Origin of the sequence: Vibrio japonicus (genome assembly GCF_024582835.1) — a bacterium.
Lineage (GTDB): Bacteria > Pseudomonadota > Gammaproteobacteria > Enterobacterales > Vibrionaceae > Vibrio > Vibrio japonicus.
Genome location: NZ_CP102097.1, coordinates 321,854 through 341,505, shown reverse-complemented (window position 1 = coordinate 341,505; position 19,652 = coordinate 321,854). Strand labels below are relative to the sequence as shown.

Here is a 19,652-nt window from a genome sequence, read left to right as displayed (position 1 = left end):
TATCTTGTGCCTTATCTTAGTTAGATCATAATAAGTATTTATTTGTTATGCATTAATTCTATGTGTTAATGATTGATTTTATTTGGTGGTTAAATTCAATTGATTATCCAATTAAATGTAAATTAATAGTAGTAAGCAAAGCTAATTCTGAAACTAAATAATTATCTATTTCCGAAAGGACGGTATTTATATTGTCTAAATTCCATAATTTAATAAAAACAAATATAGGTATAATCATGAACAGAACATTTAAACTATCTCTGGGCGCTGTCTGTGTTTCTTTTGCATTGCAAGCAAATGCTGGTGTTAAGATCATTGATAATGAACTAGGCAACTTTTCTATTGCAGGCAATGTTGAATTAAACTTTAACTACCGTGACCGAGAGTCCAATGCGTCTGGTGACCAAGAGTTTAACCAGGATGGTCGTGTGCTCATTGAATTCGCAGGTGAAAAATACACAGATAAAGATTATTTTGTCGGTGTTAAGGCGCAGCCACTATTTGAAAGTACGGGCAATGTAGTACTAGATGATGCTTACTTTGAGTTTGGAAAAAAGGATGGCTGGGCGATCAAAACGGGTCGTTTTGAGGGAACAGATATGTTCCCTGTAGGTTTGGATGTATTCCTCGAATATTCGGGTGATACCTCAAATGACCTCTACACAGATGGTTGGGCATACACTTACCAAATGAAAGAAGCGCGTGGTCGTGGAGCTGATGGTCAATTGATGTATCACCAGACGTTTGGCAACCTCTATGTTGAACTGGGTTCGATGATGGGCGACCGCTCTAACCTGTTTAGGGACGGTGTTGAAGGTACTTATCATGGCCATCAAATCGATAAAAGCAAAGACTCATTTTTAGTTCGTCCACTTGTCGCTTACGATTTAGGCCAATTCCGCATTGCGGCTGCGATGGAAACCAACTTAGTTTCTAATGCTGTTGTGGCCAATGGTGTCGATATCTCTGACCGAACAGGCTATGGTGTGACTGGTAACTGGTCAAACGATAGTTGGTCAGTTAACGTCAACGTTGCTTATCTAGACGCCGTCGATGAAACTAACTTTACTACTGGTGTTAATGCACTTTGGAATAACGTCGGTATTGGTTATGTTTACGCAGACAACGAATACGACAACAAAGAGCTTTCGGGTTGGGTGGATGGCAACGTTGAAGTGTCGACCACTTATGCATCTTATGCATTCAAAGACGTATTAGATATTCAAGATTTCTCGATCCTTCTCGGCTCATACTATACCCGTATTTCGAATAAGCTGACTCAGACCCAATCTGATGAGCACTTTAAAGAAGATGACGATTTTGGTGCCCGAGTACGCCTGTTCTACGCGTTCTAAACGAACATAGCCATGGCCATAGTTAATGCCAGCATGGGTATTAGCTATGGCGTGTTTACCACGCGGTCACTATTTGACGCGAAAGTCAACCGCAACGATTTTTTACCTCACTACATTAGTAACTATGGTGCTTATCGGGCCACAAAGCTTTCAGTTCTAATAACAGCGACTGCCGATATTTTTTATTCCTTTCTGGGTATTATTCAACAATCTCTTTGTAGCGCCAACACCCACTCTAGATATCAGATAGTTGTGGAATTTAACTGCACAGTACTGTGTACATCGGTCTATTATTTTTAAAATACATACCAATTATATAGTTGCTGTAAGAGAGTCAGTTGTGTTCATCAACAGTGGTGATAAACCTGACTATTTCAGATAAATATTAATGTGACTTACGTATTGTTTTTATGATTATTTGTATTAAAAGGTAAGAATATAAAGGTGAGTTTAACACGGTTTTAAGGTGAGGGTTTAGTCAAGTATTTAGACTAAATATATTGGGTATGGGTGGGGGAAGGGCGGTTAATGTAATCCATGTAAGGAATGTGTTCATTTACTCTTGAAAAGTAAGAATTGGTGATGTGAGGTCAGAACTGGATTTGATGATAATTCAAGAGTCGGATAATTTGAATAAACAAGAAGAAATAACTCGTACTCTACTATCGACATCAAAGGACAATGCATAATGAACTATAAAAAGCATCTATTAGGACTTTCCATTGTATGCATATGTTTTCCTGCATTATCGGAAACGCTGCCAGAAGGAGCGACAAAAATTCCGAAAGCTTCGGAAATACCAAATCGCTTATCTATCGAATATTTTTCTCCTGAACAAATTGTTGAGTTCAAAAAACTGGAACACTATTCAGAGCCTCAATGGCTCACCGAGAATTACGTAAAAACCGGTAAATTACCGCCAGTTGAACAACGTTTACCTGAAGTCCCAATGGTATTAAAAACAGCATCTATGCCTGACGGTGTTGGGGTTTACGGCGGCGTGCTTCGTCATGTTATTGGTGGTCGACCACAGGGCTGGAACTGGTCTGCTGCACACTCTCAAGGCTGGGGCGGTATCAACTATACTGTGCAGCAATGTTTAACGCGCACCGGTCCGATGTATCAGATTAAACCTGATGAATTAGAAGTGCTGCCGAATCTGGCGCAAAGTTGGGAATGGTCCGAGGATGGTAAGGCGTTAACCATGCATCTGATTAAAGGGGCTAAATGGTCAGACGGTGAACCATTTACCTCCGAAGACGTACGCTTTTACTGGGAAGATACCGTTTTAGAACCAAGAATTCCGTCATTCTCTTCGCAAAACGCATTAGGTGAAGGGGCGAATCTAGAAATCGTTGACGAATACACCATTCGTTGGCATTTCGAGAAAGCATTTCAGAATCAGGCACTTTACAACATGGCCTTTATGACATTCTGTCCTGGGCCTGCACATCTTCTCAAACCACTTCATCCTAAATATAACGATAACGTCACGTTTGAAGATTTTAGCAATGCGTTACCTGCCAATGCAGTACCTACTGTAACGATGGGGCCTTGGGTGCCAGTCAGCTACAAAGACGATCAGATTATTGTGCTGCGCCGTAACCCTTACTACTGGAAAGTGGATGAAGCAGGTAACCAGCTGCCTTATATCGATGAAATGCGCTACAAGCTTTCTACGTGGGAGTCACGAACACTAGAAACCATGTCAGGCAGTGCGGATTTTTCCAATATGGAAAATCCACCGATATACATTGAAACGCTACGCAAACTCGCTTCGCCTAATTCACCAACTCGAGCCATGTTCGGTCCGCGTAATCTGGCGTTCCAGATTCAGATGAACATGAACCCGACTTTATCTGTGAGTGATGACCGGGAAGCGGCGATTCGACAACTGAATCGAGACCTCAAGTTCCGTAAAGCGATTTCTCATGCCATAGACAGAAAGAGCTTGGGACAAGCGCTGGTTAAAGGTCCGTTTACTGCGGAATATGCAGGTGGCTTACACCCGGAGACAGCGTTTTACCGAGAAGATGATGTTGTTTATTACCCATTTAACCCAAACTTGTCTAAACAATATTTATCAGAGTTAGGGCTGGTTGATACCGATGGCAACGGTGTTGTGAACTTCCCTAAAGAGGTGAACAACGGCGATGACGTTGAGATTGTTTTAAATAGTGGCAACGGCACGGCAGACGGTGTCTTCAATGAAAACCTGGTTTCTATGCTGGCTGACATTGGCATCAAATTGATCCCAAGATTACTCGATAGTGTCCAGGGTGACTCATCGCGTGATGCGGCAGATTTTGATTGGCGCTTAAATCGCAGTGACAAAGAATTAATCGTTCCAATGCAACGTATGGAGTGGTTAGCTCCAATTGCGCAGAGTGGTCCGGTATGGCACCGAGGTACCGAAAATAAACCGCAAGTACTTCAGTCGTTTGAAGAGAAGATGGTGACCTTAGCTCATGAGATATTCGCTGAGCGTGACACGGCAAAACAAGCGGATCTTATTGGTCAGTTAAACCATGAAATGACGAAGAATGTGTACCACGTCGGCTTAGTGGCTTATCCAGGGGCTTTACTCGTCAATAAGCGGATTAAGAACGTTCCTAACGCACCAATCACGGCATATCAGTGGGCCGAAGACGCCGTAATGCGTGAGCGTTTTTGGGTACCACAAGATCAGCAGTTAAAAGAACTGCAGCCACACACTGTTCCTGAGTACAAGCTTGATACTAAGAAGTAACACAAGGATAAGGCGGGAAGCAATCTCCCGCCTGAATATGGGATGTAACATGATTGAATTTATTACTAAACGGATACTTAGCACTATCGGTTTACTGCTTGTGCTTAGTGCTATCACTTTCGTCATCATCCAACTGCCAGATGGAGATTACGGCGATTTAATTAAAAACCAAGCGATTTCGATGGGCGGGGCTTCTCCGGAACAGGCGCAACAGTTGGCGGACGCGGCAAGGGAGCGTTACGGTTTAAACGAGCCGGTTCTGACTCAGTACGCGAATTGGTTAAAAAATATCGTTTTCCACTTTGATTTTGGCTACTCGTTTGCTTACAACAAGCCGGTTATGGACGTTGTTGGCGAACGACTACCAAGAACGATTTTTATCGCGCTGGGGTGTCATATTGGTGCGACTCTATTAGGCGTATTTGCAGGGATATTTGCTGCGACTAACCAAAATAGAATCGGGGACAGAGTGGCGACGTTATTGTCATTTATTGCGATGACTGTGCCTCGATTCGTTATGGCCATCATTATCGTTTATTTCATGATATTCGCCTGGGACATTGGTTCGATAGGCGCGATGAACTCTCCCGAATATCTGTTTGAACCGATGTCCTGGAATAAGTTCTTCGATACCTTGGTTCACATTTGGCCAGTAATCTTTATTGCCGCCTTTGGTGGTATGGCATTTAACCTTCGACTGATGCGCGGTAACTTGCTCGATATTTTAAAAATGCAATATATCGAAACGGCTCGTGCAAAAGGTCTACGCGAAAGCAAAGTTATTTATAAACACGCAGTACCGAATGCCTTACATAGTTTGATTTCTTATCAGGGTGTTGCATTGCCTTACATGATTACTGGCGAGATGGAAGCTGCCATGGTACTTGGTATACCAACCATTGGCCCTCTGATCATTTCTGCAATGGCAGAGCAGGATACGTATGTTATCGGCACCATCATGTTGCTAGTGGCTGCCTTGCTCATCATCGGTAATTTAATCTCCGATTTATTGCTAGCCATCTTAGATCCAAGAATTCGTTTATCGTAGGTAGTACTCATGAAACAGTCACAAAGTTACTCGAGCTTAGTTTGGATACGTTTCAAACGAAATAAAATGGCATTGATGAGTTTGGTTCTGCTCACTCTTCTTGGCCTGACGTCTATTTTTGCCCCGTTCTTTTCGTCTAATGATCCAACGGTGCGCTTTAGTGAAAATATTTATGACGCGCCAGCGAATATTAATTTCTTCGATTCTGAAGGTAATTTTCATTTACGTCCTTTTGTGTACGAGAAAGTCGTGGATCTTGACCCTGTTACGTTTTTACCTGTCGTCACAGAAAATAAGGACAGTCGCATTCATTTAGAATTCTTTAACCAGGGCTGGGAATACGAATTTTTAGGTATGAGCTTTAACACTCACTTGGTTGGGTTAGAAGGCGGCTCACCACTTTTTCTAATTGGTTCAGACAACTTAGGTCGTGATTTACTTGCCCGTTGTTTCTTCGGTAGTCGAATCACATTGATCTTTGCGATTACGGTGGTATTCATTGTGGTCTCTGTCGGGACGGTTGTAGGTATTCTGTCTGGCTATTATGGCGGCCGATTCGATTTCGTTGTACAGCGTATTGCGGAGTTGGCGTTAGCATTCCCTGCGGTGCCACTCTATCTTGCGCTGATCGCAGTGTTACCAAAAACAGCCGACTCACTGAGTGTCTTTATCATGCTCATCGTTATCCTGTCGTCACTACAGTGGGCATTTGTTGCCCGTCAGGTTCGGGCACAAGCGTTGTCGATGCGAAACCTGGATTACATTCGAGCAGCTAAAGCCGTTGGTGCGAAAGATATGCGTATTGTACTCCGTCATATTCTGCCTAACGTCACCAGTAACGTAGTTGTTCTTGCGACAATTATGTTGCCAACCATCGTACTCACCGAGAGCTTCTTCAGCTTTTTAGCCGTTGGTGTAAAAGCACCCATGTTTAGCTGGGGCTCATTGCTCAATGCAGCCGGACAATTCCAAACCATAGGCTCTTATCCTTGGCTGCTTTATCCCGTTGGCTTCATTTTAATTGCTGTATTGGGTTTTAACGCCCTTGGTGATGGTCTGCGAGATGCAGTTGACCCTTACTCTAATTAACCGCTGATGTTGAGGAAAGATTATGCAAGATAGAAATACACCTGATAGTCAAGCGGCTAACAGACAAACAATTGCGAGGGTGGCCGACCTTAATGTTGGCTTCAAAACAGAAGATGGTTTGGTGCAAGCTCTGAAAGGGGTAAGTTACAACATTAAAGCGGGTGAAATGGTCGCGCTGGTTGGTGAGAGTGGATCGGGTAAATCGGTCTCAGCTCGCTCGCTAATGGGGCTACTGCCTAAACATGCTCAAGTTGGAGAAGAAAGTAAGGTCACATACCGCGATGTTGATATCACTGCCGCAAACGAGCGTCAGTTGTTGAAGCTACGCGGCAATAAGATCTCAATGATCTTTCAAGAACCGATGACTTCGCTAAACCCGCTTTACACGCTTGGTGAACAAGTCAGTGAAGCGATTTTAGTTCACCAGAAAGTATCCAAAGCAGAGGCGAAAAAGAGAACCATTGAGCTTTTTGAAGCGGTGCAACTCCCGCACCCGGAAGAACGCTTCGATCAATACCCTCATCAGCTTTCTGGTGGTCAGCGTCAGCGGGTAATGATCGCGATGGCACTGACGAATAACCCAGACTTACTTATCGCTGATGAGCCTACGACCGCATTGGATGTGACGGTGCAGGCCAATATTTTACGTCTAATTAAGAACTTGCAAGAAAAAACGGGCATGAGTGTTTTGTTGATCACTCACGATTTAACCATTGTTCGTCAGTTTGCGGACTACATCTACGTGATGAAGCGTGGTGAAGTCGTGGAGCACGGGTTAACCGAGAATATCTTCACCAAAGCGGAGCACCCTTACACCAAAATGCTGATCGACTCTGAACCAAAAGGCGTCGCGTCACCTGTGCCCCAAGCTTCTCCGGTCATTTTGCATGCTGACAAGATGCGAGTGGAGTTTAAATTAGGTAAGAAAGGTTGGTTTAGTCGTGAACCAGAGAAAAAACTGGTCGCTGTGGATGATATCTCCGTTTCACTCAAACGGGGTGAGACGCTGGGTATTGTTGGCGAGAGTGGTTCTGGCAAGACGACACTCGCAATGGCAATGTTTCAGCTGCTCAATACTGGAGATATCAACGGTAAAGTCACGTATGACGGACAGTGCCTGAATAGCATCACTACTGAACAACTTCGTGTTTTGCGCAAAGAGCTTCAAGTGGTATTTCAGGACCCATTCTCATCGCTAAACCCTCGTCTGTCGGTGAAGCAGATTCTTGAAGAGGGACTGATCGTCAATGGCCTGTATCCTGATCCGAGTGAACGTTTACTCAAACTGGAAAAAGCGCTATTGGATGCAGGGCTATCCGCTAATATTCTCAACCGCTACCCACATGAATTTTCTGGTGGTCAGCGTCAAAGGATCGCCATTGCAAGAGCCCTTGTTCTTGATCCAAAAGTGATTTTATTAGATGAGCCGACATCAGCTCTAGATTTAACCATTCAGAACCAGATCGTCCAGTTACTTAAGCAGTTGCAAGAAAAACGTGGCATCTCTTACTTGTTCATTAGCCATGATTTACGAGTGGTGAAATCACTTTGTCACCGGGTTCTGGTTATGAGGCATGGTGAAGTCGTAGAAGAAGGCTTAACGATTGATGTGCTAGAAAATTCAAAAATGGAATATACGCAGAAACTGATAAAAGCGGCTTTTGAAATAGCAGCGTAAAGAGAGTTTAAATTTTATCTAAATATCAAAGGTTAAACCCTAGGACTAAACGACATGCAACAATTAGCAAAAGATATTTTTCGTCCAACAATGCATTTTACGCCACCGTTCGGTTGGATGAACGACCCAAATGGTTTGGTTTACATCAATAATGAATACCACTTATTTTATCAGTACTATCCCTATGCGAATAAGTGGGGCCCGATGCACTGGGGACATGCAGTTAGTGCTGACCTGCGAAATTGGCAACACTTACCTCCAGCGTTGGTCCCTGATGAAAAAGGCATGTGTTTTTCAGGCAGTGCAGTTGTGGATTGGCGCAATACCAGCGGGTTATTTGACGGCGAAACTCAGCCTGGTGCGCTGGCGTTTTATACTGCGTGTATCGCCTATGATGACGGCAGAGACAGTGAACAAATGCAGAGCCTCGCTTACAGCAAAGATGGTGGCTTTAGTTGGAATAAACTTACTGACAATCCGATACTACCTAACCCAGGTTTAAAAGACTTCCGCGATCCGAAGGTCATTTGGCACGAGCAGAGCCAGCACTGGGTGATGGTTGTAACAGAGGGGCAGGAGATAGGCTTTTATCGTTCTAAAGACCTCAAGCAGTGGGAGAAAACGTCTAACTTTGGATTGAGTGAAGGTAAACATGACGAGATGCCTTGGGAGTGTCCGGATCTTTTCCCCATCCAATTGGAAGGCTCCGATATCTGCTATTGGGTTTTGATTGTCGGTGTACAGCGTTGCAGTTACGCCGGTGGCTCTGGTACTCAGTATTTTATCGGCCAATTTGATGGGGAGCGCTTTACCAATCACCATGATGCAGAAACTGCCTTGTGGCTTGATTATGGCAGAGATTATTATGCCGCCCAAACTTGGTCTGATATGACAGATGGTCGTCGTACTTCAATCGCTTGGATGAGTAATTGGTTGTACGCTAACGACGTTCCAACTCAGGCATGGCGAAGCGCAATGAGCGTTCCTCGAGATTTAAAACTGTCACGAACTCAGTCGGGTTTGCGCCTTTTATCTTCTTTGCCTAAACCATGGCTCAATGAAAGAGATAATATTATATCTCACGAAAAAACACTCCATGCGGGAGATTGCTTAGTTATATCTCAGGATTATCAAGCTGGCATATTAGACGGTAAGTTGTACTTGCATAGAGGAAGTTCAATTTCCATTTCGCCTTTAGGTAATAGATGTTTAACATATAATATTGAACGTAACGAAAAAAATATTGTGATAACTACGAGTCGAAAAGTAGGTGCTGAGGGTGAAGATAGTTATAATAATATGTTCAGTCACGACACTAGTTTAACTATTCCTGATAGTGACTGTCTGCAACTTACGTTAATTGTTGATCGTTGCTCGAGCGAACTTCTTCTACAAGATGGTGAATACTGCTTTACGGAACTCAGCTTCCCTATGGAGGTTAAATCTATAGATATTTACTGTTCTACTGGTACGGGAATAGTAGAAAGCTTAACGTTCTTTAAATGAAAATAACTTCGATGACTAGATAAATAGTACAGAAAATTATTGTTGTACGGGAAATCTAGAATAAATCAAACATAACTTAAAGCAGGTGATAGGTTTAAAATTGTCACCCGCTTTTGTTATTTGATAACGGGTTGAGGAGAAGAAAATTTAAGTTATATTTGCTTCTTTCAGTGCTTTAATGTCTTTTGACGGCGGCGATCCAAACAAGCGACTGTATTCGCGGCTAAACTGGGAGGGGCTTTCATAACCCACTTTAAATGTTGTTGCCATTGCATCTAAGTTTTCTGTCAGCATAAGGCGTCGAGCTTCACTGAGTCGCAACCTCTTCTGGAACTGTAGCGGCGTCATTGAAGTCATTGAGCGGAAATGGGTGTAGAAGGCAGATTTACTCATACCGCTGTACGCTGCTAGGTCGCTTACGCTTAATGGTTTTACAAAGTTGTTCTTTAGCCAGTCAATGGCTTTGGCGATTTGGTGGCTATGGCTACCTGTCGTCACGATTTGGTTTAGTCGAGCGCCTTGCTCAGTCATTAATAATCGGTAAAAAATCTCTCGTTTGATTACAGGAGCCAAGATCTTAATGCTACCTGGCTCATCTAATAGAGCCATAAGGCGAATAAACGCATCTTGTAGCGAGTCTGACAGTTCTCCTACAGCAATACCTTTCTGTGCTTCCTTGCTGGTCTTAAAAGAAAACTCAGTATCGACAATGAGTTGGGAAATCTCTTGTAAATCCAGCTCCATTATCAGTCCAAGGTAGGGTTCATCTTCGCTTGCTTCCATTATGTTGGCAGTAATAGGGAGATCAACTGACGAGATCAGGAAATGATTGGCATCATAGGTGTAGCTATCTTCACCCAGAAAAACACGTTTCTTTCCTTGAGCAATCAGACAGATGCTTGGATTGTGGGTATAGCTGGTTGGTGGTGTAGGTGTTGTCCAGCGACTTAATCTAAGCCCAGGAATTGCAGTATCAAATTGTGTTGCGTCACCTGTCCACTTTTGGATTTTTTCAGCAAGGATTGATGCTGCTACTAGGCTTGTGTTTTGTGAATCGTTCATTGCTACTCCACGGGCAACCAAAGGGTTGGACTGCTTCTGTCTTCGACTATTTAGTTATAACAGCTATTTCTTTCGTGTAAAGACTATTAGGCAATTAGTCATTGATGAGTATGTTTGGTTTTTGAAAAACAATTTCGATGCCAGTGATGAATGAAAGTGAATCTTGCTGAGGGTTAATGACTGGTAAACCATGAGTTGCAAGTGTGGTCGCAGTTCAGGGTATGAAGGTGTGAGTTATTGTTGTTTGCGCTCAATCGAATGCTTTTTGGACAATTAGGCAAGCAATAGCAATCATTAGGCTAACGGTTTTTATCATTCGGGTGTAACTTTAATGAGGAGTCATAGAAACTGTGGTTCATCGCTTTCGGGTTGTTATTGGCTTACTAGCACCCGCTTAGATTCAACAGAGTTAAGGAGAGTGACATATATGCGATTGGGAAACTGGCGGAATACTGTTTTATCCACGCTTGTGGTCTTACCTCTATTACTTATGAGTCAATTCTGTTTCGCGTCTAACAACGTGAGCGAGAGTGAAGCTATTTATGGGGAAGGAACCATGAAGATTCGTTTTGTATTTGATGATCGCACCATCACTGCGACATTAAATGATAGTCCAAGCACACAAGATTTTATCGCCCAACTACCATTAACGGTAGAGTTGGAAGATTACGCCAGTACTGAAAAAATAGCCTACCTACCATCGAAGATAACAAAGGAAGGGGCGCCAGCTGGCGTGAGTTCTAAAGCGGGAGACATTTCATACTACGCGCCTTGGGGTAACTTAGTCGTGTTTTATAAAAACTTTGGCTATGCATCTGGATTGATTAACCTCGGGAAAGTTGACGGCGATTTAGCGCGCTTTACTTCTGGTGGCTCAATGAAAGTCACTATCGAGGTTATTGAGTAATACGTTGGATTTTGTAAATAAAGGCCTGTTAATCAGCGGGACGAGATAAAAATGAATTTACGCCTGATTATTACTATTTAATTAAATAGACGATGTTTACTTATACATTTAAATGACTATCTTGTGTGAATAACGATTAATTGTTTTTAAGTGGTTTCTATACTTTAATAATCAAGCCAATGGTCGTGTTCTTGTTATTTATAAATATAGCGTTATGTATGTATTTATATTTCAATTCTAACGGAGTTTGCTTAATGGAAGATTAGGAAATAATTAAACCCTTCTAGGCAAAGTAGTATGCAGATTTTGCGATAACTTTATATTTAGAGAGTGCAATTGAAGTACTTATAAATGCAAAGGGAATAAGGAGACACAAATGTTTCGTACAGACAGATATTTCAGTAAATGGCCCATTTTGGTGGCGAGTTTGCTAGCGGTATTGACTATGAATACAGCAACGGCGGCAGAAGGTTTTGATGCTAAAGAGAAGGCTATTATTCCGATTGCAGCGTTTGCCGCCAGTGGTGAAATAGAAAAGTTAAAAGTAAGCTTGAACGAAGGCTTGGACGCAGGTCTAACCATTAATGAAACTAACGAAGTATTGGGTCAGCTATACGCATATGCTGGTTTCCCTCGTAGCTTGAATGCATTGGCCGCATTTATGCAGGTTCTCGAAGAAAGAAAGAGTAATGGAATCGAAGACGTCGTTGGGCCAGAGTCATCGCCACTACCGACAGATAAAACCAGCCTTGAATTTGGTGCTGAAAACCAAACTAAGCTCATCGGCGTGGAAGTAAAAGGGCCGTTATTTGATTTCTCTCCTCAAATTGATGAGTACCTGAAATCTCATTTGTTTGGTGACATTTTTGCCCGTGATGTGCTGACTTGGAAACAACGTGAAATCGCGACCATTGCTACTTTATCCAATATACCGGGTGTAAACAGTCAGCTGGCAGCTCACTACAACATTAGTATGAATAACGATGTGACCGTTGATGAGCTAAAAGAATTCATAATGATCATCAAAAAATATTGTGGTGAAGGTGTTGCTAATAATGCAAAAACTGTTTTGGATTCAGTCCTAGATAAAAACTAATTAGTAAGTAGGAACATACTGAAATGAAAAGGAACGGCGCAAATAATCTGACGTGTTTTTTGGCGGCTTGCCAGATCTTATGGCTAGCATGTATCAGTGCTGTATATGCAGATGAACCAATGCATGAAACCGATGTAAAAACGCTGGTTATTGTCTCACATCCCTATCCAGAAAGGTCAGTGATGACCAAGGGGATACAGCAAGCTGCTGAAAGTGTTGAAGGAGTGACAGTCCGAAACCTAGAGACTATCTATGGTTTTGATACTCGCGCCATCGATGCACAAAAGGAGCGCGAGCTAACGAGAAAACACGATCGCATTGTATTTATGTTTCCAACCCATTGGTTCAATATTACTCCGATGATGAAAGCTTATATGAATGATGTTTGGGGGAGTGTAGGACCTGGATTATGGCAGGGAAAAGAAATGCTGTTGGTGACGACTGCGGCTGGTGGTGCTAGTACCTACGGGGAGTCGGGCAGAATAGGCGTTAAACTAGAAGATGTGTTTTTGCCAATGAAAGCGAGTGCGCTACATGCAGGCATGACTTACCTAACGCCATTAGCATTTCAGTCGGTTTCTAGTTCAAAATTACCTGAGTATCAGCAGGTACTGATTGAAAGGCTAAAGCATTAAGTCTGTTATGTTCGTGGATTTGTACAAATAAGTATGGAGATTAAGTTATATGGTTTTCCATACTTGAGGTTATTTGTGTTTAGCTAATTTAAGTAAAAACTCTAACTGGTTTATGTCCAAAACCTTCACAGTTGGCACTTGGTCACTCTGTGCACTTTGTCACTCAGAAATGTCCCACCTCTTATTAATGGTGCTAATTCGCCGATTTCAACTTACTGAATTAGTTTCAGTCCATTCGGGTAATAAAGGTTTGCTCGTCATCCACGAAAGCCACAAAGCCGCCGTGATAGATAAACACCCGACCGCGGCCCTCAACTAGGCAGGCAAGCTGTGGGTTCAAATCTTCTTCGTTATCTTGGCTTTGAAACGTTCCGGTATCGGTGATGATGCCGCTGAGCGTAGGCAAATATCCATAAGTGCGCTTAGCTTGATCAATCAGGCTCAATTCACTGGTGCTAGAGAAGCAAGCGGGAATCTCCCCGGCTTCTTCAATAAATAGAGGTTTCAGTTCTTCAAAGGCGGTAATCACCAGCCAGTCGATGCCGTTTACATGGTGGATAAACATAGAGTGTCTCAATAATTCTGATGGGGCGATTTTATCACTATCCGGTGAGTTCGTAGTAGTGGGTAAAGGCGGAAATGCTGTGCAGAAGTTTTCACAATCTCTGTAAATTTGCTCATTGCTTCCGTCGCGATCAATCTATCAGCGATTTAGGCTCCTAAAGTATTGTTCAGTGTGCTTTTTAAGTACTTACTGAATGTTGTAGCCTAAACTTATCAATATGAGAGCTTACTAACACGCCATTGGAGACACTTAATGTATTATTAGTTGAAGCTAAGAAGAGGATTCTATCAATGTCACAAAGATCCAAGCTTCAGAATGAAGACAAACTGGTTAAGAAGGCACTTGAGATCGGCGGGAAGATGGCAAAGCTGCAAGGTTTTGACCTCCCTCAGTCACCACAACCCGTTAGAGTAAAAGCGATTTACTTATTCTTGGTTGATGCCAAACAGATCACGCCACTACCTGACAGCAAGCTCGACGGTGCTAACATCAAACACAGACTGGCACTTTGGATTCATAATGCATTGCCAGACAACGATCCCCTAAAATAAAAAACTATGTTGTCCTATTAGGCGCTGAAATAGGCGCTTAATAGAAATACATAAACCTTATACTCAACAAGTATCGTGCGTAACCCTAACTTACTTTCCCCATCCTATGCGTACCAATGGTTCTTATTGGGTTATCTGTGTATAGCATTACAGAGCGCCTAGGGTCTTTCGGTATTATTGATTTACAAAACAGAATTAAAATTGCTAAAGATAAGCCCAGAGAAGCGATACAATGCTTGTGTTGCAAGATCGCAACATAGAATACTCATTCACAGAAACCTTAAAGTAACCATAGATGTCTAAAGATTTCGAATTCACTACAGAATACACGCTCGACAAGCCTTTCTTTGCCGAGTGTTATGATCAAACTAGCCAGCCTGCTAAGTTCCCACAATCATATCTGAAAGGGATGCTCTTTCTTATTTTTGGCGTGGTTCTATTAGAGTTTGAGTTGCTACCTAACGGTTACGTCGGTTGGTTCTTTATCGTATTGAGTGTTATTGAAGCGTTCAGTGTTTACTGCAAGCGAACTTGGTGGTTATGGCGACAAACCATTAGCTCAAGCCGTGGCAACAAAGTTGTGTTTAAAGTTAACGCGAACGGTGTGAACTACAAAAGCGGTAAAATAGACCGCTGCATCGCTTGGAGTGAAATCGACCAACTTGAACAAACCGATTTAGGGTTCATCCTTCATCTAGGTAAGCAACGCCAATATGTCAGCAAATCTTGCTTAAAGGAAGAAGTGATCGCGTTCATGATTGAGCAGCACGCAGCCTCAAAAACGAATTGACTGAAACATTTCTGCCCAAAAGTTTGCTAGAGGCTGAGGTGTATGGCTCCTACGCTAATCTTTCTGATGACAATAACACCAATATCTAATCAACAAATTTGTTTGTAGCATAGAACGAAAAAGGGTCGCCATCTGGCAACCCTTTACAAACTGTATATTCAAGTTGATAAAGTTTTTTTAGTGTTTGATTGGCACTTTTTCAGCTTAAACCAGATCTTCTTTCTACCGTTATTTCTCAAAGTAATTCCTCCAAAACAACACCAGCTTCACCATTGGTAATCCTTTGAAGAAGGCTATTTGTTTTTATTTTTTCATTGATTGAGGTTTCTTTGTTTTGAATGGCTTTATTTTTATTAATGCTATTCTCATTATTAACGATTTGATTAGACATATTATGCTCCTTACAAAAATTAAAATTAAGGTGCACTGAACATAGGTATTATTTTTAGGATAGATAATTAAGGGAGGTTACAGAGAGAAACTTGCTAGGATAACGCTGGAAAACTTTCTTTATATTTTATCTTGAAACAACTCATTGTCAGAGCAACTACCTTGCCACACATATGACAAGGTAGTTAAAATTCAGCTGTAAGACTAAATGGTCGTTACATTTTCAGCTTGAAGACCTTTTGGTCCTTTGCCTACAGAAAAAGAAACTTTATCGCCTTCAACAAGCTTCTTAAAACCATCGCCTAGAATGCTTCGGAAATGAACAAATAAATCATCGCCATTTTCTTGAGAAATAAAACCGAAACCTTTAGTTTCGTTAAACCACTTTACTGTACCAATTACTTTATTAGACATATTATGCCCCTTATGAAAATTAAAATTAAGGTGCACTGAACATAGGTATTATTTTTAGGATAGATAATTAAGGGAGATTACAGAGAGAAACTTGCTAGGGATAACGCTGGAAAACTTTCTTTATATTTTATCTTGAAACAACTCTTTGTCAGAGCAATGGCTACTATACAGACTTATTTAACTAAAGATACCTTTATTTTTAATTAAATTATCCTTACAAGTTTAAAGGTGTTGTAACAAGGTGTTTAATTATTATGTATTACAAGCACTTACTACAAAGTGACGTACCAGAAAAATTTATATGAAAGACTCATTCAAAATGATTTTGTTTAGCTGAGTTTCAGTTCAGCTCAACTGCCTGACTTTCTGATGACCAGCAATATTGAGAGGAGGTCATTGCTATTTATCGTGTGTTGGAAATCCTTCTGATTTTTCTAATCGTCGAAACTTCGCAGCTTGGATCGAGCTTGTACCACTCCGTGCTCTACTGGAGTAAAACAACGAATGCTGGGTATTTCAAATCGACGAAATAAAGAGCTAAGAGAATTCTTTGTTCATGCTGCCCGAGCGGTGATGTGGAGGGAGGATACGGCAGAGCGTTACTTGATCCCCAAGCGTTTTCCCAGGCGATGTAAATTACCGTTGTCCAATCCCAACTGACGAGCCGTTGCGGCCCAGTTACCTTCATTTTTCTCGAGAGCTTTAACAATTATCGCTTTTTGAAACGTATCGGTCGCTTCTTTAAGTTTGGTATCGGGCAATATAATCGGGACGTTTTCCACGGTATCTTTTGTCGGTGAGGGGAGATGGCTCGGTGTTGTTATGTCAAAATCTTGCTCTATTAACTCGATATTCATAGAGGGAGTTCGCGCTTTGGCTAATACACCTGCTCGTTTTATTACATGTTCCAGTTCCCGCACGTTTCCTGGCCACGTGTAATTCTTTAAAGCCTGAACCAGATTAGGCGACAGACGAATACTATTGAGTCCCAATTTGCTTTTTAGTCGTTCCGAGAAGAAGCCGGCTAATAGTATTACGTCATCCTCACGTTCACGGAGTGGGGGAACATGTAGCGGAAACACACTTAAACGATGGTATAAGTCAGCACGAAAACGCCCCGCGGTGACTTCCTCATGCAGAATACGGTTAGTCGCTGCCACGATGCGTGTGTTTACACGGATATGACGATCATCACCGACACGTTGGATGTCGCCATACTGCAACGCTCTCAACAGCTTAGCTTGTAGGCCTAGAGACAGCTCACCCACTTCATCCAAAAACAGCGTACCGCCATCTGCTTGTTCAAACTTACCTTTACGGTTACTGATAGCACCAGTAAATGCGCCTTTGATGTGACCAAACAGTTCACTTTCTGCGACAGATTCCGGCAAAGCCGCACAGTTCAGGTAGACCAATGTATTGGCAGCTCGGCTAGAACGGTGATGAATTGCATTGGCAACCAGTTCTTTACCCACGCCCGTTTCACCCGTAACCAAGACAGACAGTTCGGTATCGGCAACCGCATCTATTTGCTTTTGAAGTGCTTTCATGCCTGCGGAATGGCCGATGATTTCGTTATCCAGTGTACGTTTTTCCGTAAAAGACTCTCGTGGAAGACTGGTTTGTGTTTCTAATTGTTCGAGAAGTAACGCGGTATGCAAACCACCTGCTGCAAGTGCACTGATAAAACGCAATTCTTGGTTGAGTAACCCATCAAATTGATTTGGGTCGAAGGCATCAATGGTGATAGCACCAATGAGCTGGTCATCAATTAACAAAGGTAAACCAATGCATGAGTGGACGTGCAATTTGTCCTCGAGATTTGGGATTAAACCATCGTAAGGATCAGGCAAGTCACTGTCGGATGGAAAACGCACGATATCGCCAGCTCGGGCAATCGCTTCTAGCCGTGGATGTTGATCAATAGAAAAACGACGGCCTAGTACTTCTTCCGCTACGCCATTAATGGCGAGCGGTTTAAAGTGCTGATCTTCATACAAAAGCAAGGCGGAAGAATCACATTTTAGTACCTCTCGGATAGTGGTTAACAAGGTGTCGAAACGTGCCTGCCGAGTGAGGGCAGAGTTTAGGTCCTGCGTGATGTGAAGCCATTGAGCGATTAGTGAAGTCATAGCCAATACCCGTTATGTCAATATGACAATTATATTGTCAAAATAACAATTATCAACTGTGTCTAAATGACAATTAAGTGCTTTTGTGTTTTTGTTAAGTCGATGATAAATAACAAAAATAAAAGTTGGCACGTTTGGTGCTTTATAGAAGGAAATTATTTATTCATCTTGTTATCTAAGGCAGTCATCATGACAATTCACGTAAAAAACAACATTCATTGGGTAGGTCAACGCGATTGGGAAGTGCAAGACTTCCATGGCACAGAATATAAAATGACAAAGGGTACCAGCTACAACAGTTACCTCATCCGGGAAGAGAAAACAGTGCTTGTCGATACCGTCGATCATCGATTCAGCCAACAATTCATTCAAAATCTAGAAATGGAAATCGATCTAAAGTCGATCGATTTTATTGTGATTAATCATGCAGAAGAAGACCACTCAGGTGCGTTGTCGGCACTGATGGCGAAAATTCCAAACACACCTATCTACTGTACTGAAGCGGCAATTGATTCGATAGTCGGTCACCACCACCAACCAGAATGGAATTTTAAAACGGTAAAAACAGGCGATAGCATTGATATTGGTAACGGAAAACAGTTGGTCTTTATTGAAGCTCCGATGCTTCACTGGCCAGATAGCATGATGACCTACCTAACTGGCGATGCTGTCCTATTTAGTAACGACGCTTTTGGTCAACACTATTGCGATGAGCGCCTGTTTAACGATGAAGTGGATCAGAATGAATTGATGGATCAGTGTTTACGTTACTACTCAAACATCCTTACGCCTTTTAGTAGTTTAGTCACAGCGAAAATCAAAGAGGTTCTGAGCTTCAATCTTCCAGTCGATATGATTGCAACTGCGCACGGTATTGTATGGCGTGACAACCCAGTACAAATTATCGAGCAGTATCTAGAATGGGCAGACAACTATCAAGAAGATCGCATTACCATTTTTTATGACTCTATGTCGAACAACACTCGTATGATGGCCGATGCGATTGCACAAGGCATTCACGATGTAGACCCAGGTGTCGCGGTAAAAGTGTTTAACGTATCTAAGCACGATAAGAACGAAATCTTAGCCAATGTGTTTCGTTCAAAAGGTATTTTGGTCGGTTCTTCAACCATGAACAATGTGATGATGCCGAAAATCGCAGGCATGCTGGAGGAAATTACAGGTCTTCGTTTTAAAGCGAAGAAAGCGGCCGCGTTTGGTAGCTACGGCTGGAATGGTGGCGCGGTTGACCGCATTCATGCTCGTTTAACTGATGCTGGCTTTGAAACGGCGGTAAGTTTGAAAACAAAATGGAGGCCAGATGGTAAAGCGATGCGAGAGTGCCGCGAACATGGTCAGAACATTGCGAAACTATGGACTAAGCACGCGCTGCTAACCCCTGTTATTCCAGCGCCACTCGCTGAACAATCGCATGTACCTCAAGCGGTCCAAGTATCCGCCTTGCAAACAGACGTTCAATCCATTGAGCCAAGTGAAAAAGCACACGCTTCCGATTGCCAATGCATGGTATGTACCGTGTGTAATTGGGTGTATGACCCAGCACAAGGTGAACCTAATCAGGGTATTGAGCCGGGTACAATGTGGAGTGACATTCCTGACTATTTCCTATGTCCGGAATGCAACTTGGGTAAAGACGTATTTGTTCAATACAAGGGTTAAGGAGG

The 19,652-nt window shown here is 42.4% G+C and carries 17 protein-coding genes and 1 pseudogene; 13 read left to right on the top strand and 5 right to left on the bottom strand.

The window, feature by feature from the left end; genetic code table 11:
• The first annotated feature begins 236 nt into the window (after nucleotides 1-236).
• From NP165_RS14770 to NP165_RS14745, 6 genes are all read left to right on the top strand, one after another.
• Entirely contained in the window at nucleotides 237-1,355 is a 1,119-nt protein-coding gene (locus NP165_RS14770; protein ID WP_257086519.1) for a carbohydrate porin, read from the top strand.
• A gap of 688 nt (nucleotides 1,356-2,043) precedes the next feature.
• Nucleotides 2,044-4,104 carry an ABC transporter substrate-binding protein gene (locus NP165_RS14765; RefSeq protein WP_257086518.1) on the top strand — a complete coding sequence of 687 codons (2,061 nt, stop codon included), beginning with the start codon at nucleotides 2,044-2,046 and terminating at the stop codon, nucleotides 4,102-4,104.
• A gap of 49 nt (nucleotides 4,105-4,153) precedes the next feature.
• Nucleotides 4,154-5,152 carry an ABC transporter permease gene (locus NP165_RS14760; protein WP_038884521.1) on the top strand — a complete coding sequence of 333 codons (999 nt, stop codon included), beginning with the start codon at nucleotides 4,154-4,156 and terminating at the stop codon, nucleotides 5,150-5,152.
• Between the two features lie 9 nt (nucleotides 5,153-5,161).
• On the top strand, nucleotides 5,162-6,241 hold the full coding sequence (locus tag NP165_RS14755) for an ABC transporter permease (RefSeq protein ID WP_257086517.1): 1,080 nt from the start codon (nucleotides 5,162-5,164) through the stop codon (nucleotides 6,239-6,241).
• A gap of 22 nt (nucleotides 6,242-6,263) precedes the next feature.
• A complete protein-coding gene (locus NP165_RS14750) occupies nucleotides 6,264-7,919 on the top strand; it encodes an ABC transporter ATP-binding protein (RefSeq protein WP_257086516.1) in 1,656 nt (551 codons plus the stop codon).
• Nucleotides 7,920-7,973: 54 nt separating this feature from the next.
• A complete protein-coding gene (locus tag NP165_RS14745; RefSeq protein ID WP_257086507.1) occupies nucleotides 7,974-9,425 on the top strand; it encodes a glycoside hydrolase family 32 protein in 1,452 nt (483 codons plus the stop codon).
• A gap of 147 nt (nucleotides 9,426-9,572) precedes the next feature.
• On the opposite strand, the gene NP165_RS14740 is transcribed toward NP165_RS14745, so the two are convergent.
• Nucleotides 9,573-10,487, bottom strand: a complete 915-nt coding sequence (locus NP165_RS14740) for an AraC family transcriptional regulator (RefSeq protein ID WP_257086506.1) — start codon at nucleotides 10,485-10,487, stop codon at nucleotides 9,573-9,575.
• Nucleotides 10,488-11,043: 556 nt separating this feature from the next.
• Between NP165_RS14740 and NP165_RS14735 the strand changes: the two genes are divergently transcribed.
• The 3 genes from NP165_RS14735 (at nucleotide 11,044) to NP165_RS14725 (ending at nucleotide 13,125) form a co-directional block, all read left to right on the top strand.
• The gene (locus NP165_RS14735) at nucleotides 11,044-11,394 is read left to right on the top strand and encodes a cyclophilin-like fold protein (protein ID WP_257086504.1); all 351 of its coding nucleotides are present in this window, start codon (nucleotides 11,044-11,046) and stop codon (nucleotides 11,392-11,394) included.
• 376 nt (nucleotides 11,395-11,770) lie between these two features.
• Nucleotides 11,771-12,490, top strand: a complete 720-nt coding sequence (locus NP165_RS14730) for a carboxymuconolactone decarboxylase family protein (protein ID WP_257086503.1) — start codon at nucleotides 11,771-11,773, stop codon at nucleotides 12,488-12,490.
• A 23-nt stretch (nucleotides 12,491-12,513) separates the two neighbouring features.
• Nucleotides 12,514-13,125, top strand: a complete 612-nt coding sequence (locus NP165_RS14725) for an NAD(P)H-dependent oxidoreductase (RefSeq protein ID WP_257086501.1) — start codon at nucleotides 12,514-12,516, stop codon at nucleotides 13,123-13,125.
• Between the two features lie 226 nt (nucleotides 13,126-13,351).
• Here NP165_RS14725 and NP165_RS14720 read toward each other — a convergent pair whose 3' ends face one another.
• Nucleotides 13,352-13,690: a cytosolic protein gene (locus NP165_RS14720; protein ID WP_257086499.1), complete on the bottom strand. Its 339-nt coding sequence runs from the start codon at nucleotides 13,688-13,690 to the stop codon at nucleotides 13,352-13,354.
• A 290-nt stretch (nucleotides 13,691-13,980) separates the two neighbouring features.
• On the opposite strand from NP165_RS14720, the gene NP165_RS14715 reads away from it, so the two are divergent.
• Both NP165_RS14715 and NP165_RS14710 read left to right on the top strand, forming a co-directional pair.
• Entirely contained in the window at nucleotides 13,981-14,241 is a 261-nt protein-coding gene (locus NP165_RS14715) for a DUF5062 family protein (RefSeq protein WP_257086497.1), read from the top strand.
• A 295-nt stretch (nucleotides 14,242-14,536) separates the two neighbouring features.
• Nucleotides 14,537-15,031 carry a YcxB family protein gene (locus NP165_RS14710; protein ID WP_257086495.1) on the top strand — a complete coding sequence of 165 codons (495 nt, stop codon included), beginning with the start codon at nucleotides 14,537-14,539 and terminating at the stop codon, nucleotides 15,029-15,031.
• Nucleotides 15,032-15,266: 235 nt separating this feature from the next.
• Here the strand turns inward: NP165_RS14710 and NP165_RS14705 are convergent, their stop codons facing one another.
• Together NP165_RS14705 and NP165_RS14700 are read right to left on the bottom strand one after the other, a co-directional pair.
• Complete coding sequence (locus NP165_RS14705; RefSeq protein ID WP_257086493.1) at nucleotides 15,267-15,422, bottom strand: hypothetical protein; 156 nt, start codon at nucleotides 15,420-15,422, stop codon at nucleotides 15,267-15,269.
• 203 nt (nucleotides 15,423-15,625) lie between these two features.
• Entirely contained in the window at nucleotides 15,626-15,835 is a 210-nt protein-coding gene (locus tag NP165_RS14700; protein WP_257086492.1) for a cold-shock protein, read from the bottom strand.
• A gap of 397 nt (nucleotides 15,836-16,232) precedes the next feature.
• Here NP165_RS14700 and NP165_RS14695 point away from each other — a divergent pair.
• Nucleotides 16,233-16,438 (top strand): annotated as a pseudogene (locus NP165_RS14695) (transposase); the annotation flags it as partial.
• Here the strand turns inward: NP165_RS14695 and norR are convergent.
• Complete coding sequence (norR, locus tag NP165_RS14690; protein WP_257086490.1) at nucleotides 16,435-17,967, bottom strand: nitric oxide reductase transcriptional regulator NorR; 1,533 nt, start codon at nucleotides 17,965-17,967, stop codon at nucleotides 16,435-16,437. The pseudogene NP165_RS14695 and the gene norR overlap by 4 nt on opposite strands.
• A gap of 189 nt (nucleotides 17,968-18,156) precedes the next feature.
• On the opposite strand from norR, the gene norV reads away from it, so the two are divergent.
• The gene (gene norV / locus NP165_RS14685; protein ID WP_257086488.1) at nucleotides 18,157-19,647 is read left to right on the top strand and encodes an anaerobic nitric oxide reductase flavorubredoxin; all 1,491 of its coding nucleotides are present in this window, start codon (nucleotides 18,157-18,159) and stop codon (nucleotides 19,645-19,647) included.
• Nucleotides 19,648-19,652 lie beyond the last annotated feature (5 nt).

Coding starts and splice junctions, on each gene's coding strand:
- NP165_RS14735 (WP_257086504.1), top strand. CDS start 11,044: ATGAAGATTCGTTTTGTATTTGATGATCGCACCATCACTGCGACATTA.
- NP165_RS14770 (WP_257086519.1), top strand. CDS start 237: ATGAACAGAACATTTAAACTATCTCTGGGCGCTGTCTGTGTTTCTTTT.
- NP165_RS14725 (WP_257086501.1), top strand. CDS start 12,514: ATGAAAAGGAACGGCGCAAATAATCTGACGTGTTTTTTGGCGGCTTGC.
- NP165_RS14720 (WP_257086499.1), bottom strand. CDS start 13,690: ATGTTTATCCACCATGTAAACGGCATCGACTGGCTGGTGATTACCGCC.
- norV (WP_257086488.1), top strand. CDS start 18,157: ATGACAATTCACGTAAAAAACAACATTCATTGGGTAGGTCAACGCGAT.
- NP165_RS14760 (WP_038884521.1), top strand. CDS start 4,154: ATGATTGAATTTATTACTAAACGGATACTTAGCACTATCGGTTTACTG.
- norR (WP_257086490.1), bottom strand. CDS start 17,967: ATGACTTCACTAATCGCTCAATGGCTTCACATCACGCAGGACCTAAAC.
- NP165_RS14740 (WP_257086506.1), bottom strand. CDS start 10,487: ATGAACGATTCACAAAACACAAGCCTAGTAGCAGCATCAATCCTTGCT.
- NP165_RS14700 (WP_257086492.1), bottom strand. CDS start 15,835: ATGTCTAATAAAGTAATTGGTACAGTAAAGTGGTTTAACGAAACTAAA.
- NP165_RS14765 (WP_257086518.1), top strand. CDS start 2,044: ATGAACTATAAAAAGCATCTATTAGGACTTTCCATTGTATGCATATGT.
- NP165_RS14705 (WP_257086493.1), bottom strand. CDS start 15,422: ATGTCTAATCAAATCGTTAATAATGAGAATAGCATTAATAAAAATAAA.
- NP165_RS14715 (WP_257086497.1), top strand. CDS start 13,981: ATGTCACAAAGATCCAAGCTTCAGAATGAAGACAAACTGGTTAAGAAG.
- NP165_RS14730 (WP_257086503.1), top strand. CDS start 11,771: ATGTTTCGTACAGACAGATATTTCAGTAAATGGCCCATTTTGGTGGCG.
- NP165_RS14745 (WP_257086507.1), top strand. CDS start 7,974: ATGCAACAATTAGCAAAAGATATTTTTCGTCCAACAATGCATTTTACG.
- NP165_RS14755 (WP_257086517.1), top strand. CDS start 5,162: ATGAAACAGTCACAAAGTTACTCGAGCTTAGTTTGGATACGTTTCAAA.
- NP165_RS14750 (WP_257086516.1), top strand. CDS start 6,264: ATGCAAGATAGAAATACACCTGATAGTCAAGCGGCTAACAGACAAACA.
- NP165_RS14710 (WP_257086495.1), top strand. CDS start 14,537: ATGTCTAAAGATTTCGAATTCACTACAGAATACACGCTCGACAAGCCT.